This is a genomic window from Pseudomonas sp. BIOMIG1BAC (genome assembly GCF_001705995.2).
Classification (GTDB): domain Bacteria; phylum Pseudomonadota; class Gammaproteobacteria; order Pseudomonadales; family Pseudomonadaceae; genus Aquipseudomonas; species Aquipseudomonas sessilinigenes.
On the sequence record NZ_CP049045.1, the window covers coordinates 3,400,904 to 3,421,237 of the forward strand.

The following is a 20,334-nucleotide window of genomic DNA, read 5'->3' on the forward strand; positions in this document are numbered from 1 at the left end:
GGCAGTGTCGGCTCGTCCACCTCGCCGAGCATGTCGCGAAAGAACGCTTCGTGCTGTTGTTCAGTCACGCCCAGGCGCGCCTGCGCCACGTAATTGCGGTACGGCACCGGCTTGCCCAGTTGCGCGGCGTGGCCCAGCAGGTATTGCTGGATTTCATGCTGCACCACGGCCAGCGCGGCATGGTCGGAGATGATGTGATGCAACATCAGCAAGGCCAGCCAGCGCCCATTCTGTGGGTCATGGGCATAGGCGATGCGGATCAGCGGTGCCTGGCTGATGTCGAGGCGAAAGTGCCGGGTGTCGAAACGCTGCTCCAGTTGCTGGCGAATATCACCGTCAGCCGGGTCCAGCACGAGCTCTTCAACCTGCAACTGGGCCTGGCGCAGCACGACTTGGTGGGGCTCGTCGAGCCCGTCCCAGATGACGGCGGTCCGAAAGCTGTCATGGCGGTCAATCACGCATTGCAGGGCCTGGCTGAAATCGTCCAGGCACTGGCGGTTATCCATGCCGATGACGCATTGCAGCACGTAGGGATCGCCCTGCTGCGCCGACAGGTGGTGGAACAAAATCCCCGATTGCAGCGGCGCCAGCGGGTAGATGTCCTGGATGTTGGCGGCCCCGCCGGGAATGTGCGTGACGATAAGGTCGATGGCCGCCTGGTCGAGTGTGGTCAGCGTCAGCATGTCCGGCGTGATCCGCGTGCAACCGGCGACGATGCGGTTGGCCGGAATGTCCACCTGCCCGGCGCGCTGTGCCGTGTACTGCCCGGCATTGATCAAGGCGATCAGTGCCGCCTTATGCTCACGCAGCGAGGCGAGCACACTCGGCTCCTTCAGTGCCTGCTTGTTGCCCTGTACGACGAGCTGGTCACCCTTGACGGAGAGCTGAACGTCTTTTTCTTTTAATGTCGCCAACAGTTCGAGAACACTCACAGGACCATCTCCATTCTTTCGGTAATTTCGGCGTATTCCCAGAGCGTGGGTTGCTCGAACAGCGCCTTGACGTTCGCATCGATGCCATCCTGGCGTAACCGCCCGATCAGGCTGACAGCCAGCAGTGAGTGGCCGCCCAGTTCAAAGAAGTTGTCGTGACGACCGACTTGCTCCACCTCGAGCAATTCGCACCAGAGCCGTGCCAGGGCGATTTCCGTCTCGCCCACCGGTGCCTCGTACTCGCGCACCAGTACCGACGTGCTGTCCGGGTCCGGCAGCGCCTGGCGATCCACCTTGCCGTTGGGGCTCAGGGGCAGCGCGTCCAGCAGCACATACGCCTGGGGCACCATGTAGCTCGGCAACTGTGCTTGGACCTGCGCTCGCAAGGCCTGGATGTCCAGGCTCGATGGCGCGCGGCAATAAGCGATCAAACGCTCGTTGCGCACCAGCACCACGGCCTCCTGCACCTCGGCATGGGCGACCAGGCACGCCTCGATTTCACCCAGTTCGATGCGCAAGCCGCGCAGCTTGATCTGGTCGTCGTTACGGCCCAGGTATTCGATATTGCCGTCGGCCAGGTAACGCACCAGGTCGCCGGTTTTGTACAAGCGCCCGCCCGGGTTGAACGGGTCGGCCAGGAAGCGTTCGGCGGTCAGGTCATCGCGCCCCAGGTAACCGCGAGCCACCCCGGCACCACCGATGTACAGCTCACCGGCAACCCCCAGCGGCAGCAGCTGCAGGTGCGCATCGAGGACATAAGCGCGGGCGTTGGCGATGGGTTTGCCAATCGGCACTGCATCGAGTGGGCCTGGGTCATTGAAGGTCCAGGACGTGCTGTCGATGGTTGCTTCCGTCGGCCCGTACAGGTTGACGATGCCGTGGGTGGTCAGTGCACGGGCCTGCATGGCCAACTGCGGGTCAAGGGCTTCACCGCCGCTGAACAGGTAGCGGCAGCGCACGCCCGTCTCGGGCAATTGCACCAGCAGGCGCAACAGGCTCGGCACGAACTGGGCAATACTCACGCCCTGCTCCACCAGCGTACGTGCCATGTGCTCGACATCCCGCGAAGCCTCGGCCGGCAGCAAGACCAGGCGCGCGCCGATGGCCAACGGCGTCCAGATTTCCCAGACCGAAGCGTCGAACGCCACCGAGGTCCGCTGCAGGATCCGGTCTGTGGCATCGAAGCCAAAAGTCCGCGTTTGCCAGTTGATGTGGTTGACCAGCGAGCCGTGCTCCACCATCACGCCTTTGGGACGGCCGGTGGAACCTGAAGTGAAGATCACATAGGCCAGGTCATGGGCCGTGGCCAGGGCGGGCGGGTTGTCGAGCGGCTGCCCTGCCAAAGCGGCATCCGCCAGGTCAACCAGCGGCACCGCCGTATCGCCCAGCACGCCACGGGTGGCGTCCTGCACCAGCACCGCCAGCGGCTGGCTGTCCTGCAGCGCGAATGCCAGGCGTTGCGCCGGGTATTCGGGGTCCAGCGGCACATAAGCGGCGCCGGACTTGAGGATGCCCAGCAAGCCGACAATCAGCTCCAGGCTGCGTGGCATGCAGATCGCCACGCAGCTATCGGCGCCTGCGCCAAGGCTGCGCAAATAATGGGCGACGCGGTTGGCCTGCTCGTTCAGGTCGCGGTAGCTCAACTGCTGGTCGCCCAGCACCACCGCAATCGCCGCCGGGGCCCGAGCGGCCTGGGCCTCGATCATCTGCACCACGGTGGTATCGCGTGGGTAATCGGCGTCGGTGGCGTTAAACCCGAGCAGGCTCTCGCGCTCGGCAGCAGGCAATACCGACAGCTGCGGCAAGGTCGTACCCGGCGCCGTTTCCAACGCATCCACCAGGCTGCACAACGCCGCCTGCATGTAAGCGACGACCCGCTCCGGATCCGCACCACACACCTGCGCCGTCAGCCGGAAACCATCACCCCTGTCGTCCACGCTCAAGGCCAATGGATAGTTGGTGCGCTCTTCCCCGGCCAGGGTTTCGATCCCCACCCAGGCGTCACGGGTTTCGTGCATGACGCCATCGCTGGCGCTGTGACGGTAGTTGAGCATCGCACTGAACAACGGTGAAGGCGCCACTACGCCGCTGCAACGCTGGGCCAGTGCCAGCGAGGCGTGCTCGTGCCCCAGCAGCACCGACAAGCGGGCGTGAGTGGAACGCACCCCGGCACGTACGTCCTGGTGATCGAGGCTCACCCGCAACGGCAAGGTGTTGATGAACATGCCCAACGCACGGTCGGCGCCGTCGCCACCCTGCATGCGCCCCATCAGCACGGTGCCGAACACCACATCCGGTTTGCCCGAGGCAGCACTCAAGACCCGTGCATAAGCCAGGTGGAACAGGCTGGCGACGCTGACGCCCAGCGTCCGTGCGGCGGCGCGCAGGCGCAGGTTCAGGGCGGCGGGCACGTCTTGCCCGGTTTCCCTGACGGCATGACCGTCGCCTTGTACGTCCTGCAGGCCGAACGGCAGGGTCGGCTCATCGATATCGCCGAGCATCTCGCGGAAGAACGCTTCGTGCTCCTGCTCATCCGTGCCCAGGCGCACCTGGGCCACATAGTTGCGATACGGCATGGCCGGTGCAGGTGCGGCGGTTGATCCGGCCAGGCTGGCAGCGATTTCGCGGCTGACCACCTCCAGTGCCGTGTGATCCAGCGCCATGTGGTGGAACAACAGTACCGCCACCGTGCGCCCGTTGTGCTCATCCCGGGCGTAGGCCAGGCGCAGCAACGGCGCCTGGCTGACATCAACGCGGTAATGACGGGCATCAAAACGCGCGTGCAGTTGGCTCAGCACGTCGCCGTCAGCCGGGTCGAGGATCACCTCTTGCAGTGGCAACCGGGCGTTGCGCCACACCACTTGCGCCGGGGTGCCGAGATCCTCCCAGGCAATCGCGGTGCGCAGAATGTCGTGCCGGTCGATCACGCCCTGCAAGGCCTGGGCAAAACGCTGCAGACGTTCGACGCTGTCAAATGCCATTTGCGATTGCAGCAGGTACGGGTCGCCCTGCTCGGCGGTGATGTGGTGGTAGAGAATGCCCTCCTGCAAGGGCGCCAGCGCGTAGATATCCTGCACGTTGGCCACGCCGCCCGGTACCGTGGCGACGATGCGGTCGATGCTCGGTTGATCAAGGTTGATCAACGGCAACAACTGCGGGGTGATGCGGGTGCAATCCGGAGTAATCAGGTTGGCCGGCACGGCCACCTCGCGTCCGCTGCCAACCGCAGCCGCCAGCGCGGCGAGTGTCGGCTGGCTGAACAAGACCCGTACATCGGCGCTCAGGCTGGCCTGGCGCATCCGTTCGATCAGGCTCACCGCCAGCAACGAGTGGCCACCCAGTTCGAAGAAGTTGTCGTGGCGCCCTACTTGCTCGACCTTGAGCACGTCGGCCCAGATCTGCGCCAGCAGGGTTTCGATTTCCCCCTGGGGCGCTTCGTAGCCACGGCTGAGCAGTGCGTCCTGATCGGGTACCGGCAAAGCCTTGCGGTCGACTTTGCCGTTGTTGGTCAGCGGCAGGCTATCCAGACGCACATACGCGGCCGGGACCATGTAGTCCGGCAGTTGATCGTGCAAATGATCGCGCAGCGCTTCGATTTCCACTCGGCTGCGTTCAGTGAAGTAGGCCACCAGGCGCTTGTGCCCTGGCTCATCCTGACGAGCCAACACCACCACGTCCTTGACCTGGGGGTGTTCGCCCAGGCGCGTTTCGATCTCGCCCAGTTCGATACGGAAGCCGCGAATCTTCACCTGCTGGTCGTTACGCCCCAGGTACTGCAAGGTACCGTCGCCACGCCAGGCCACCAGGTCACCGGTGCGATACATCAAACCGCCGTCGTTGAACGGGTCGACCAGGAACGCGTGGGCCGTAAGGTCAGCACGGTTCAGATAACCCAGGGCCACGCCCTGCCCGCCGATGTACAGCTCGCCGGCAACCCCCACCGGCACCGGCTGCTGACGGGCATCGAGCACGTAGGCGCGGCTGTTGCCGACTGGTTTGCCAATCGGAATGCTGCCCTCATCCGCCCGGGTGATCTCATGGGTGGTCGAGAAGGTGGTGGCTTCGGTCGGGCCATAGCCGTTGAGCAAGTGCTGCGGCGCGCCGTCCTTGAGTACGCGGGCGATCACGCTTGGGTCCAGCACATCGCCGCCGACAATCAGGTAGCGCAGTTGCGGGAATACCGGCAACAGGCCCTCGGCGTACTGATGGAACAAACCGGCGGTCATCCACAGCACGCTGATTGACTGCTCTTGCAGCAAGGTCGCAAAGGCCTCACGGGACAACAGCGTGTCCTGGTCAACCACCACTACCGCACCGCCATTGAGCAACGGTGCCCACACGTCGAGGGTACTGGCGTCGAACGCCGGGTTGGAGGCGAAGGCCACGCGGTCCTGCGGGTTGAACTCGGCATAACCGTTGTTGATCACCAGTCGCGTGATCGCCCGGTGTGGCACCAGCACGCCCTTCGGTGTACCGGTAGAACCGGAGGTGTACATGATGTAGGCCGCGGTTTCCGATGACTGCTCCAGGGCCGGGTTGTGTTCCGGCTGCTCGCCGAGATCAAGGGTATCCAGGTCCAGACGGTGGCCAGCCACCTCGGTCGCGCTGGTGGTCAACACCCAGCGGGCGCCGCTGTCTTCGATCATGAAGGCTTGGCGATCTGCCGGAGCATTCACGTCCAGCGGTACATATACCGCCGCGCACTTGCTGATCGCCAACTGCGCCACCAGCAAATCCAGGGAGCGCTCCAGCAGGATCGCCACCCGCTCACCCGGCGCTGCGCCGAGGCCCAGCAGGTGATGGGCCAGTTGGTTGGCCCGCGCGTTCAGTTGCGTGTAGCTCATTGAAACCGCGCCCTGCACCGCCGCCACGGCGTGCGCACGCGCAACCACTTGAGCTTCAAACACGCCATGCACGGTCTGCGTCGATGGGAAGTCCGTCGCGGTGGCATTGAATGCCAGCAACACCTGATCACGCTCTGCCGTCGGCAGGATGCTCAAACCGTCGATCGGCGCATCCGGGGCCTGCTCCAGCGTCAGCACCAGTTGCTCCAGCGCGTTGTGCATGAACCGGCAAACACGCTGCGCGCCCACAGACGCCTGCGTCAGCATGTTGAGGCTGAAAGCATCGCCCAACTCATCAACGTTCAATGCCAGCGGATAGTTGGTGCGCTCCTCGCCGCCGAGCACCTCGATACCGTGCCAGCCTTCCAGGTTTTGTGTGTCGCTCGGCTGGCTATGCCGGTAGTTGAGCAGCGCACTGAACAACGGCGCGGGCGCCGCCACCCCGCTGCAACGCTGGGCCAGCGCCAGTGAGGCATGCTCATGCCCCAGCAACGCGCTCAGGCGTGAGTGAGTGGCTCGCACACTGGCGCGCGCACCTTGCCCGGCAAGGTCGATACGCAGCGGCAAGGTGTTGATGAACATGCCCAGGGCACGCTCGCTGCCCGCGCCGCCTTGCATGCGGCCCATCAGCACGGTGCCGAAGACCACCGTGTCCTGGCCCGAGACGGCCGCCAGCACTTGCGCCCACGCCAGATGGAACAGGCTCGCGGCGCTGACCCCCAGTTGCCGTGACTGCGCCCGCAGGCGCAGGGCCAATGCGGCGTCTACCGCCAGCGAGCGTTCTTCGATGCCGCCGGCGTCGCTCTGTACGTCTTGCAGGCCGAAGGGCAACGTCGGTGCGTCGATATCGGCCAGTTGTTCGCGGAAGAACGCTTCATGGGCCTGCTCGCTGACGCCCAGGCGCGCCTGGGCCACATAGTTGCGATAGGGCACCGGCTCGCCGAGGGCTTGCTGGCTGCCCGACAGGCTCGCCTGCACCTCGTGGCGCACCACGTCCATGGCTGTGTGGTCCAGGGCCAGGTGATGGAACAGCAAGATCGCTGCGATCCGCTGGTTCGCCGGGTCTTGGGCGTAAACCAGTTGCATCAGCGGCGCCTGGCTCACATCCAGACGCGTGCGCCGGGCATCAAAGCGCTCGTGCAACTGGCTCAGCACATCCCCGTCGGCCACATTCAGGGCAATGGCCCGCACCGCCAGCCTGGCGCTGCGCCACACCACTTGCATCGGCGTGTCCAGGCCTTCCCAGACGATGCTGGTACGCAGGATATCGTGACGGTCCACCACCGCCTGCAACGCTTGGGCAAACGCGTCCAGACGGCCTTTATCGGCAAAGCTGAAACGCGCCTGCAACAGGTAGGGGTCGCCTTGCGCGGCACTCAGGTGGTGATAAAGGATGCCTTCCTGCAACGGCGCCAGTGCGTAGATATCCTGCACATTGGCCACGCCGCCCGGCACGGTGGCGACAATACGGTTGATGCTCGCCTGGTCAAGGTTCGCCAACGGTAAATGGGCAGGGGTGATCCGGGTGCAGTCAGCACTGATCAGGTTGGCCGGTACCTGTACTTCATCGGCGTTGCCCAGCTCCCTCGCCAGGCCCGCCAGTGTCGGTTGGTTGAACAGGTTGCGCACGTCGGCTTTCAACCCGGCCTGGCGCATGCGCCCGATCAGGTTGACGGCCAGCAAGGAGTGCCCGCCCAGCTCAAAGAAGTTGTCATGGCGACCGACACGCTCGACCTGGAGCACCTCGGCCCACAGCGCAGCCAGGGCGACTTCCACCTCGCCTTCAGGCGCCTGATAAGCCTGGCTGAGCACGGCCGATTGATCCGGCTCCGGCAAGGCCTTGCGGTCGAGCTTGCCGTTGGCCGTCAAAGGCAGGTTGTCGAGCCGCACATAGGCGGCCGGTACCATAGCGTCGGGCAGCCGGGCTTGCAGCCAGTCGCGCAGGCTGTCGAGGTCGAGCGCCTGGTACTCGGTGAAGTACGCCACGAGGCGGCCATCCCGGGCCACAACCACGCCTTCGCGCACATCCGGGTGCTCGCCCAGGCAGGTTTCGATCTCGCCCAGCTCAATGCGCACACCGCGAATTTTCACCTGGTCATCGTTGCGGCCCAGGTAGTCGAGCGTGCCGTCTTCCAGCCAACGGGCCAGGTCACCGGTGCGATACAGGCGCGCATCGGGGGCGTGGCTGAACGGGTCCTGGATAAAACGCTCGGCGGTCATCTGGGGGCGGTTGAGGTAACCGCGCGCCACACCGGCACCGCCGACATACAACTCGCCCGTGAGGCCCCGCGCAACCGGTTGCAGGTGCTCATCCAGCACATACACCTGAGTGTTGGCGATCGGCCGGCCGATATGCAGTGTCCGGCCCGCGTCTATCCGCCCGGAAGTCGCCACTACCGTGGCTTCGGTCGGGCCATAGTTGTTGACCAGGGTAAAACGCTGCGGCGTGCTGAAGTGACGCAGACGATCACCGCCGACCAGCAGGGTTTTCAGGGTCGGGTGTTCAAGGTGCTGGCTCAAAGCGTATTCAGCCACGGGCGTGGGCAGGAAACTGACGTCCAGCGGCTGCGCGGCCCACCATGACAGCAATGCATCGATGTCCTCATGGGCCTGCTGTGCCGGTGGCAAATGCAGGGTGGCGCCCACGCACAGGGCCGGCCAGATTTCCCAGGCCATGGCGTCAAAGCCGAAACCGGCGACACTGGAGGTATGGCTGCCGGCGTGCAGGTCGAACGCCTCGCAGTGCCAGTTCACCAGGTTTTCCAGGGTGCGATGTTCGACCATCACGCCCTTGGGCAAACCGGTGGAGCCGGAGGTGTAGATCACATAAGCCAGGTTCGTCGGGGTCAAACCGGCCACGCTCGGGTTGCTGGTCGGCTGGTGGTGCCACTGATCGCCGTCCAGCGCGATCACCGGCCTGTCGGTGTCGCCCAACAAGTCGCGGGTGCCTGACTGGGCCAGAACCACCTGCGGGGCACTGTCCTGCAACAGGTAACTGATGCGTTCCTGCGGGTGGGCCGGGTCGATAGGTACGTAAGCCGCACCGGCCTTGAGGATCGCCAGCAGGCCCACCAGTGTTTCGAGGCTGCGACGGGCGCAGATGGCGACCCGATCGTCCGGGCTCACGCCGTGTTCGAGCAGGCTGTGCGCCAGCTGGTTGGCACGTCTGTCGAGCTGACGGTACGTCAGTTGAGCATCGCCCTGGCGCACGGCAATGGCCTCGGGCTGCTGCACGGCGCGGGCTTCAAACAGCGCGTGAATGGTCTGGCCAACCGGGTATTGCCTGGCACTGGCGTTCAGGTCCTGCAGCACCCGTTGGCGCTCGCGGGTCGAGAGGATCGGCAACTGATTCACCGCTACCTGAGGCGTGTGTTCCAGCGCTGTCACCAGGTTCACCAGGGCCGTGTGCATAAAGTCGCAAATACGCTCTGCACCGATCTCGTCCACGGCCAGGGCGACCAGGCTGAAGTCATCACCCAAGTCGTCCACGCTGAGGGTCAGCGGGTAGTTGGTACGCTCCTGGGCGGCGAAGAACTCGATGCCTTGCCACGCCCGCTCATCCTGTTGCACCGCGGCAATGGCGCTGTGTCGGTAGTTGAGCAGTGCGCTGAACAGCGGTTGTGGCGCCGCCACCGCGCTGCAACGCTGGGCCAGTGCCAGTGGCGCATGTTCATGGCTCAACAGTGCGGTGAGACGACCATGGGTCGCCTGCGCCGCAGCGCGCACGCCCTCGGAGCCGACGTCGACGCGCAGAGGCAAGGTATTGATAAACAAGCCCAGGGCCTGTTCAGCCCCCTCGCCACCTTGCAGGCGACCGAGCAGTACCGTACCGAACACGGCGTTGTCGCTGCTGCACACCGCGCCCAGTACCCGGGCCCACGCCAGGTGGAACAGGCTGGCCGCACTCACCCCCAATTGGCGGGCTTGCCTGCGCAGACGCTGGCTCAGCTCGGCCTCGAGCGGCAAGGCCGACTCGCGCAGTTGGCTGCCATTACCCTGCACATCGCGAACGCCAAACGGCAGCGTCGGCTCGACGATATCGCCCAGCAAGTCGCGGAAGAACGCCTCATGCTCCGCCTCGCTGACACCCAGGCGGGCCTGCGCCACGTAGTTGCGATAAGGCTGTGCCTCGGCCAGCGGTGCGGCCTGCCCTTGCAGGTACCCCTGCACTTCCTGGCGCAGCAGCTCCAGTGCCGTATGGTCCATGATCATATGGTGGAACATCAGCACCGCCAGCCAGCGATCGTTCTGCGGGTCGGCAGCGCAAGCGATGCGGATCAGCGGCGCCTCACTGAGGTCCAGGCGGTGATGGCGGGTGTCGAAACGCGCACGCAACTGCTCCTCGATGGCCCCCTGCGCCGGGTCCAGCGTCAACGTTTGCACCACCAATCGGGCTTCGCGCAGTACCACTTGCAGCGGCTCGGCGAAACCGTCCCAAAGCACGGCGGTGCGCAAGGCATCGTGGCGGTCGATCACCCGTTGCAAGCCCTGGCTGAAGGCATCCAGGCGTTCGCGGCTGCTCAGGCCAATCATGGCCTGCAGCACGTACGGATCGCCCTCGGCAGACTGCAAGTGATGGAACAGGATGCCCGCCTGCAAGGGGGCCAGCGGGTAAATATCTTGCACATTGGCCACGCCACCCGGTACCTGCTCGACGATGCGGTCAAGGGTCGGTTGGTCGAGCACCACCAGCGGCACCAGGTCGGGGGTAATGCGTTGGCAATCGGCGCCGATGCGGTTCGGCGGCACCATCACGTGGCTTCGCGCACTGCCCATAGAGGCTGCGAGCGCAGCCAGCGTCGGCTGGCCGAACAACGCCCGCACATCGGTATTCAGGTCCTTCTGGCGCATGCGCCCGATCAGGCTGACCGCCAGCAGTGAGTGGCCGCCCAGTTCAAAGAAGTTGTCGTGCCGCCCTACCCGCTCCACGTTCAGCAGTTCGGCCCAGAGCTGGGCCAGGGCGATTTCGGTGTCACCTTGCGGCGCCTCGTATTCATGGGTGCGCAGCGCGGCCATGTCCGGTGCCGGCAGCGCCTTGCGGTCCAGCTTGCCGTTGGGGCTCAGCGGGAACGCGTCCAGGTGCACAAACACCTGCGGCACCATGAACTCCGGCAGTTGCGCAAGCAGGTGGGCGCGCAGCTCGTCAGTGGCCGCCGGCACGCCGGTGTAGTACGCCACCAGGCGTTTGTCGCCCGGCACGTCTTCGCGGGCCAGCACCGTGGCCTCCAGAATCTGCGGGAATTCGCCCAGGCGTGCCTGGATTTCCCCCAGCTCGATACGCAAGCCACGGATCTTGACCTGATCGTCGTTACGCCCCAGGTATTCGATGTTGCCGTCCGCCAGGAAACGCCCGACGTCACCGGTGCGGTACAAACGGCCTTCGCTGAACGGGTCTTTGAGGAAGCGTTCGGCCGTCAGGTCCGGGCGGTTCAGGTAGCCACGGGCGACCTGCACGCCACCGATGTACAGCTCGCCACTGACGCCCAGCGGTACCGGCTGCATGTGCGCGTCGAGTACGTACATACGGGTGTTGGCGATGGCCTTGCCGATCGGGGTGTTGTCCGGGGCCAGCACGGCGTTGCAATCCCAGGCCGTGACGTCCACTGCCGCTTCGGTCGGGCCATACAGGTTGAACAGCTGGCTGCCCGGCAGTTGCTGCTTGAAGCGCCGCACCACGCTGCCCGGCAGCGCCTCGCCGCTGCACATTACCCGCACCAGCCCGGCCGCCTGGCTGACATCGCCATGGGCCAGGAACACGTCAAGCATCGACGGCACAAAGTGCAAGGTGGTGACCTGCTCGGCCTCGATGATATCGCACAGGTATTGCGGGTCTTTGTGCCCGCCAGGGCGCGCCATGACCAGGCGCGCACCGGTGAACAGCGGCCAGAAGAACTCCCACACCGACACGTCGAAACTGAACGGGGTTTTCTGCAGCACGGTGTCGTCGGCACCGAGGCGGTACTCTTCCTGCATCCACAGCAGGCGGTTGACCACCGCGCTGTGTTCGTTGATCACGCCCTTGGGCTTGCCGGTGGAACCTGAGGTGTAGATCACGTAAGCCGCATGCTGCGGGGTCAACGCGGCAACCGACGGGTTGCTTAACGGCAGGTGCTGCCAGTGGGCGTGATCGAGATCCACCACTGGTACCGCGATGTCACCCAGCAAGGCGCGGGTGGCGGTTTGCACCAGTACTACAGCCGGGGCGCTGTCTTCAAGCATGTAGGCCAGGCGATCCTGCGGATAGGCCGGGTCCAGCGGCACATACGCGCCGCCAGCCTTGAGGATCGCCAGCAGGCCGACCACCATGTCGGCGCTGCGCTCGACACAAATCGCCACCGGCGAATCCGGCTGCACGCCGTGCGCCTGCAGGTGATGGGCCAGGCGGTTGGCCTGGGCGTTCAACTCGCGGTAGCTCAGGCGCTGGCCGTCGGCCAACACGGCAATGGCCTCGGGGGTGCGTTCAACCTGGGCTTCGAACAGGCCGTGCAGGGTCTGTTGCAGTGTGTAATCGCGGGCGGTGGCATTGAACGCCACCAACAGGGTTTCACGCTCGGCATCGGGCAATACCGGCAGGTGCTGCACGGCGGTATTCGGTGCGTTTTCCAACGCTTGGACCAGGCTGTGCAAGGCGGTTTGCATGTAAGCCGCTACACGGGCAGCGTCCACGCCCGTGGCCTGTACGCCCAGCTGGAAGCCTTCGCCCTGGTCATCCACCGAGAGCATGCACGGGTAGTTGGTGCGTTCACGCACTTCGAACACTTCGGTACCGGCCCAGTACTGCGGCCCTTCGCTTTCCAGCAATGGGCTGTGGCGGTAATTGAGGATCGAACTGAACAGCGGCGACGTCGCCGGTACGCCGCTGCAACGTTGCGCCAACACCAGCGGCGCATGCTCGTGACCGAGCAAGGCGGTCAGCCGCGCATGGGTGGCCCGCACCGCTGCACGCACACCGGCTACGCCGGCATCCACGCGCAGTGGCAAGGTATTGATGAACATGCCCAGGGCGCGGTCGGCGCCATCGCCGCTCTGCATGCGGCCCAGCAGCACTGTGCCGAATACCACGTCGTCCCGTGCGCTGACGCTGGCCAGCACGCGGCCCCAGGCCAGGTGGTGCAGGCTGGCGGCGCTGACGCCGAGGTGACGGGCCTGGGCCCGCAGGCGGCGGCACAGGTCCGGGTCCAGGTTCAGGCGCGCTTCCTTGACACCCAGGCCATCGCCCTGCACTTCTTGCAAACCGAACGGCAACGTTGGCTCGTCAACATCGCCCAGCATCTCGCGGAAGAACGCTTCATGCTGCGCCTGGCTGACGCCCAGCAGGGCCTGGGCCACGTAGTTCCGGTACGGCATGGCCGCGCCCAACTGCGCAAACTCGCCGTTGCGAAAAGCCTGGACTTCTTCGCTGATGACATCCAGGGCCGTGTGGTCCATGGCGATGTGATGGAACAACAACAGAGCCAGCCAACGCTGATTGGCTTCATCATGGGCGAAGGCCAGGTGCATCAGCGGTGCTCGGCCCAGGTCAAGACGCGTGAGGCGCGGGTCGAAGTGCGCGCGCAACTGCTCCAGCACACTGCCTTGGGCGGTATCGAAATGCAGCTCTTCAAGGGCCAGTTCAGCGTGGCGCAGCACCACTTGCACAGGGCGTTCCAGACCCTCCCACAACAATGCAGTGCGGGTGATGTCGTGACGTTCGACAACCGCTTGCAGGGCCTGGGCAAAGGTGTCGAGCTGCTCGCGACTGCCCAGGGTAAATGTGGCTTGCAGCAGGTACGGGTCGCCCTGCTCGGCGGTGATGTGGTGGTAGAGAATACCCTGCTGCAAAGGTGCCAGCGGGTAGACGTCTTGCACGTTGCGCGCGCCACCGGGCACCCGCGCGACAATCCGCTCGAGCTCGTCCTGGCTCAGCTCGATCAGCGTCAGCATGTCGGCGCGCAACTGCGTACAGTCCGCCGGAATGCGGTTGGCCGGCACCTGGATTTCACTGCCGCCGCCCACCGCAGCCGCCAGTGCTACCAGGGTCGGTTGGCCGAACAGCACGCGCACGTCGGCGCTCATGCCCAACTGGCGCATGCGCTCGATCAGCTTGACCGCCAGCAACGAGTGGCCACCGAGTTCGAAGAAATTGTCATGGCGGCCCACACGGGCGACGCCCAGCACCTGGGCCCAGAGATCGGCCAGGGCCGTTTCAGTGGCGCCTTGAGGGGCCGCGTACTCACGGCTGGCAAACGCCTCGACCTCCGGCACCGGCAACGCACGACGGTCCAGCTTGCCGTTGGGCGACAGAGGCAACCGGTCCATCTGTACATAGGCGGCCGGGATCATATAGTCGGGCAGCAGTGCCTGCAGGTGCGCACGCAGCTCATCAATGCCCGGCGATGCGCGTTCGGCCTCGGCCGTAAAGTAGGCAACCAGGCGCTTGTCACCCGGGCTGTCCTCACGCACCAGCACCGCGGCATCGCGAATGCCGGCGTACTGGGCCAGGCGCGCTTCAATTTCGCCCAGCTCCACACGAAAGCCGCGGATCTTGATCTGGCCGTCGTTGCGGCCCAGGTAATCAATTTCACCATTGGGCTGGTAGCGCCCCAGGTCGCCGGTTTTGTACAGGCGGCCGCCCGTCACGAACGGGTCGGCCAGGAAGCGCTCGGCCGTGAGGTCATCACGGTGCAAATAGCCGCGCGCCACACAGACGCCGCCGATGTAGATTTCGCCGGCCACGCCCAGTGGTACAGGCTGCAGCTGTTCATCCAACAGGTAGATACGGGTGTTGGCCACCGGCACGCCAATGGACGGCAGCACCGGCCATGAGGCGGCATCGCCGTCCAGGGTCAGGGCCGTGGTCACGTGGGATTCGGTCGGGCCATAGTGGTTGTGCAGGCGGCAACCCGGCAGGCGCTGGAACAACGCACGCATCTGCGCACTGATGCGCAGCTGCTCACCCGCGGTGATGACATCGCTCAGTGCACAGGCCAGAGCGCCCAGTTCCGGCTCATCGGCCACCGCTTCTGCCAGCGCCTGCAAGGCAATGCACGGCAGGTACAAACGCTGGATGCGCTGCTCGCAGATATGACGGAACAGCTGGCGGAAGTTAAGCCGTACATCACCATGGATCAACGACAGTTCACCCCCGGCACACAGGGTGCTGAAGACTTCCTGGAATGCCACGTCAAAACCCAGTGCCGCAAACTGCAACGTGCGCTGAGCCTCGCGGCCATCCGCCACGGTCTGCGCGATCTGCCACTGCATGAGGTTGACCAGCGGCCCGTGGGGCATGGCCACGCCCTTGGGCTGGCCGGTGGAGCCGGAGGTGTAGATCACATACACCAGGGCGTCAGCCTGCAGGCCTTGCACCAGCGGGTTGTGCGCAGGTTGTGCGGCGATGCCGGCCGGGTTGTCCAGACACAAGGTGGGCACACCCGCCGCGCCGAAACGCGGCATGAGGGATTGCTGGGTCAAGAGCGCCTTGGGCGCGCTGTCGTGGAGCATGTAGGCCAGGCGTTCGTCCGGATAGGCCGGGTCCAGCGGCACGTAGCCCGCGCCCGCCTTGAGAATCGCCAGCAACCCGGCAACCATTTCCAGGCCGCGTTCGGCGCAGATCGCCACACGATCATTCACACCGATGCCATCGGCGACCAGGCGATGGGCAATGCGGTTGGCCAGGCTGTTCAATTGGCCGTAGCTCAAGGCCTGCCCTTCGTACGTCACCGCAATGGCGTCAGGCTGGCGCAGCGCCTGGGCCTCGAACAGCGCATGCACGGTGGCCGTGGCCGGGTACTGGGTGTCGAAGGCGTTGAAGTCGCCCAGCAGGTGTTGCCGTTCGGCATCGGGCAACAACGCCAGGCTGTGCAGGGTTTGCTCCGGCTGGTGCTCGAGCGCGTCGGCAATGGCTTCCAGCACGCGGTGCATGTAACCGCACACGCGTTGCGGGTCGACACCCGCCACTGCCTGCACGCTCAGGCCAAAGGAGTCGCCGAGGTCGTCCACCGACAGCATCAACGGGAAATTGGTGCGTTCTTCACCGCCGAGCATTTCCACGCCCGCCCACTTCAAGGCTTTGCCCGCATCTTCGGCCGACTGCGCGCCGACAGCCGCGTGCCGGTAGTTGAGCAAGGCGCTGAACAACGGTGTAGGCGCGGCCACACCGCTGCAACGCTGGGCCAGGGACAACGGCGCATGTTCGTGGCCGAGCAAGGCAGCCAGGCGCGCGTGGGTGGTTTTCAGCGCGTCTTCCACGCCCTGACCGCCCGCCTCGACGCGCAACGGCAAGGTGTTGATGAACATGCCAAAGGCGCGGTCGGCGTCTTCGCCACTGCTCAAGCGGCCCATCAATACCGTGCCGAACACCACGTCGCGGCGACCGGACAAGTGCCCCACCACCTGGCCCCAGGCCAAATGATGCAGGCTGGCGTTACTGACCCCCAGGCGCCGTGCCTGGGCGCGCAGGCGCTGGCCCAGTTGCGCGGCCACCGGCAAGTTGGCCTGCTGGATACCCTGGCCATCGCCCTGCACATCCTGAAGCCCGAACGGCAGGCTCGGTTCATCGACGTCGCCGAGCATCTCGCGGAAAAACGCTTCATGGGCGGCCTGGCTGATGCCCAGCCGGGTCTGCGCCACATAATTACGGTAGGGCACCGAAGGCGCCAACTGGTCAGCACGCCCCTGCAGGCAGGCTTCGATTTCCGCGCCAAGCAGCGCCAGCGAGGTGGCATCGTCGATCAGGTGGTGGAACTGCAGCACCGCGACACAGCCCTCACCGCCCGGTTCCTGGGCGAAATGCAACGCCATCATGGGCGCGCGGGTCAGGTCCATGCGTGTGTGACGCGGGTTGAAGCGTTGGGTGAGCTGCGTGGCCAGATCTTCGGCCGAAGGCGCCAGTTGCACCTCCTGCACCGGCAGGCGGGCTTCACGCCAGACCACTTGCACCGGCTCGTCCAGGCCTTGCCAGGCGACCGACGTGCGCAGTATGTCGTGACGGGCGATCACCTGTTGCAGGGCTTCGACGAAATCCACAAGGCGTTCGCGGCTCTCCATGCGCAGCAGCGCTTGCAGCAGATAGGGGTCGCCCTCGGTGCTGGTCTGATGGTGGAACAGAATGCCTTCCTGCAACGGCACCAGTGCGTAGATGTCCTGCACGTTGGCCACGCCGCCGGGAATGCCGGCGACCAGGGTGTCGATTTGCGCCTGGGGCAGCCGGACCAGCGGCAGCATGTCCGGGGTGATGCGTTGGCAGTCGCGCGCAATGGCATTGACGGGCACCTGCACCTGGTGCCGGTTGCCAGCGGCCGCCGCCAGTGCGACCAGGGTCGGCTGACCGAACAGCACGCCCACATCGGCGTTAAGGCCGACCTGGCGCATGCGCTCGATCAACTTCACCGCCAGCAGCGAGTGGCCGCCCAGCTCAAAGAACTGGTCGTGGCGGCCCACCTGCTCGACTCCGAGCAACTCGCTCCAAAGCCCCGCCAGGGTAGTTTCCAGCGCGCCCTGTGGGGCCTGATATTCACGCCGCGCAAACGCTTCGGCATCCGGTGCCGGCAACGCCCTGCGATCCAGCTTGCCGTTGGTGGTCAGCGGGAAGCTGTCCAGCGTTACGAAGGCGTTGGGCACCATGTAATCGGCCAGGGACACCAACAACTGCGTGCGCAACGCGGCGGCTGAAGGCTGGGCACCCTCGGCGGCAATCAGGTAGGCCACCAGGCGTTTATCACCCGGCTCGTCTTCACGCACGACCACCACCGCTTCACGCACGCCGTCGCAGGCCGCCAGACGGGCTTCGATTTCACCCAGTTCAATACGGAAACCCCGGATCTTGACCTGGTCGTCGTTACGCCCCAAGTAGTCGATGCTGCCATCCGCCTGCCACCGCCCCAGGTCGCCGGTGCGGTACATACGCGCACCGGGCGTGGGGTCGAAGGGGTCATGCACAAAGCGCTCGGCGTTGAGTTCAGGGCGGTTCAGGTAGCCACGGGCCACGCCCGCACCGCCCACGTACAGCTCCCCTTCGACACCGTGGGGCACCGGCCGGCCCTGGGCGTCGAGGACGTACAGGCGCAAGTCCGGAATACGCCCGCCGATGGGGCTGGTACCGACCAATTGCGCATCCGCTGCTTCCAACGCCCGGTACGTCACGTGCACGGTGGTTTCAGTGATGCCGTACATGTTCACCAGTTGCGTGCCGCCGTTGGCCATGCGTGCATACCAGGGCTTGAGAATCGCAGGCTCCAGGGCTTCGCCACCAAAAATCACCTGGCGCAGGGAGTGCTTCAAGGCACTCTGGCCCTGTGCGGCGATCAACGAGCGAAAGGCGCTCGGCGTCTGGTTGAGGATGGTGACGCCCGCGCTGCACAGCAGCGCGTAGCATTCGTCCGGCGAGCGGCTGGTGACTTGCGGCACCACCAGCAATTGGCCGCCGTGAATCAGCGCCCCCCAGATTTCCCACACGGAGAAATCGAAGGCGAACGAGTGGAACAAGGCCCACACGTCCTGATCGTTGAAACTGAACCAGGCATCGGTGGCGGTAAAGAGCCGCGTGACGTTACCGTGTTCGATCATCACGCCTTTGGGCAAACCGGTGGAGCCTGAGGTGTAAATCACATAGGCCAGGCTGGCTGCGGTGAGGCCTGCAACGTGCGGGTCCTGTATCGATTCCTGGTGCAGGCTCGTCGCGTCCAGATCAATCACCGGCACCGTGAGTTCGGCCACCAGTGCCTGGGTCGCCGCCTGCACCAGCACCGCTACCGGCGCGCTGTCCTGCAAGGTGTAACTGATGCGTTCCTGGGGGTACGCCGGGTCGATCGGCACATAACCGGCGCCGGCCTTGAGGATGCCCAGCAGCCCGACGATCATTTCCAGGCCGCGCTCAACGCAGATCGCCACCCGGTCATCCGGGCGCACACCCAGGCTTAACAGACGGTGGGCCACCCGGTTCGCGCGATGGTTCAATTCGGCGTAGCTCAAGCGCTGCTCATGGAAAACCACGGCGGTCGCATCAGGTCGAGAAGCTGCCTGGGCTTCAAACAACCCATGCAGGGTGGCATCGCTGGCCGGCGTACTGGAGCCGGCGTTCCACTGTTGCAACAGCGCGCGATCGCGCTCGGTGGTCAGCGAGAAGTCATTCACCGCCAGCGCGGCATTCTCCAGCGCTTGCTCCAGCACGTAGGTGAAGCGCTCCGCCAGGCATTCGATTTCCTCGGCATTCAAATACGCTTCGTTATAGACGTAGTGGGCCCATGCCTTGTCTTTCAGGTTGCTCGCACGCAGGTGAAAAGCCAGAGGCATCTGCTCGTGGCTGTTGGTGACCTTGACCGAGTCGCCCAGCCCTTGCGCAAACTGGTACAGATGGTCGTCCTGTTCGTAGGACAAGGTCACATCGAACAGCTGCCCGCTTTCGTTGCGCAGGTTCAAGCCACTCAAGGGGAAACGCTGGTGCCGGTAATCCTGCTTGAGCCCGTCGCGCACGGCACAGATCACCTCGCCAAAAGTCAGCTCGCGACCGAGGCTGAAGCGCACCGCGCTGACCTGGGTAAACATGCCAACGGTGCCTTTGAACTTGCCCGTGCGGTTGAGCAAGGGCAGGCCCACCACCCATTCATCGCGCTGCGTCACGCGGGTGAAATAGACATACATGGCAGCCAGCAGCACATGGTAGGTCGAGGCCTGGAAGTCTTTGGCCAGCTCTCCCATGCGCTCATGTAAAGCCACCGGGAACGGCCGTGCGTAATGTCGGCCCGGGGCCTTGCCCTTGGCGAATTGGTTGTGATGGCGCGCCGTGAACAGCGGCTCCGGCAGGCTCTGGTACTTCGCCTGCCAGTATTCACGGTCCTTGGCATAGCGCGCTGACTCACGGTAGCGCAGGTCGTCGTGGATGAAGTCCACGTAAGACGTGGCTTCCATATCCGGCTGCCGCGCTTCGAGCAGGTCACTGTACAGCGCGCCAAGCGATTGCAGCATCTCACCGAAGGCCCAGCCATCGAGGATGATGTGGTGGGCCTGGTTGATCGACCAGTAATGGGTGTCGGCCAGTTTGATCAGGAAAAACCGGCACAGCGGTGCCTCGGTCATGGGGAATGACCGCGCCATGTGCTCTTCAACGAAGGCCATGGCCGTGCTGACGGGATCGGTCTGGGTGGAGAAATCCAGAAATGGCACGTCGACCTTGATCGCCGGCACGAACGCCTGCAACGGCACGCCATCGGCATCCGTCTCGTCAACCAGAGTGAGGCGCAGGGCATCGTGCTTGTCCACCATCAACTGCACGGCACGCTGCATCACTTCGGGGACGATCGGCCCCTGGATTTCCAGGTAGTTGCCGATGTTGTACAGCGGCGAATCACCCTGGCTGATCTGGTCGAGCCAGATGGCTTTCTGCGCGGCGGTCAGCGGGAAGGTTTGAGGCTTCATACGATCACCTGCGCCACAGCGGCAAAAACGAGTTTGGAAAGGAGTTTTTTCGCGACAAGGTCGCCCATGGCCACTGCAGAAAAACGTTTCATAAAAGCCTTCTCAGAGTTTTGTCAGTGCCACCTGGGTCACAGCGCAGCAGCGAGGGAAGTTGAGGCGAAAAA

2 protein-coding genes (1 of these 2 running past the window's edge) are annotated in these 20,334 nt (G+C 64.8%); both read right to left on the reverse strand.

Going from position 1 to position 20,334, the window contains the following annotated elements; all coding sequences use genetic code 11:
- Positions 1-932 carry the 5' end (the start) of a non-ribosomal peptide synthetase gene (locus tag ATY02_RS15965; RefSeq protein ID WP_164823679.1) on the reverse strand. 18,469 nt of this gene lie to the left of the window's left edge, so only the first 932 of its 19,401 coding nucleotides appear in the window; the start codon lies at positions 930-932; its stop codon lies off the left edge, out of view.
- Complete coding sequence (locus ATY02_RS15970; RefSeq protein ID WP_164823680.1) at positions 929-20,170, reverse strand: non-ribosomal peptide synthetase; 19,242 nt, start codon at positions 20,168-20,170, stop codon at positions 929-931. Before ATY02_RS15970 ends, ATY02_RS15965 begins: the two co-directional genes overlap by 4 nt.
- Positions 20,171-20,334: the final 164 nt, after the last annotated feature.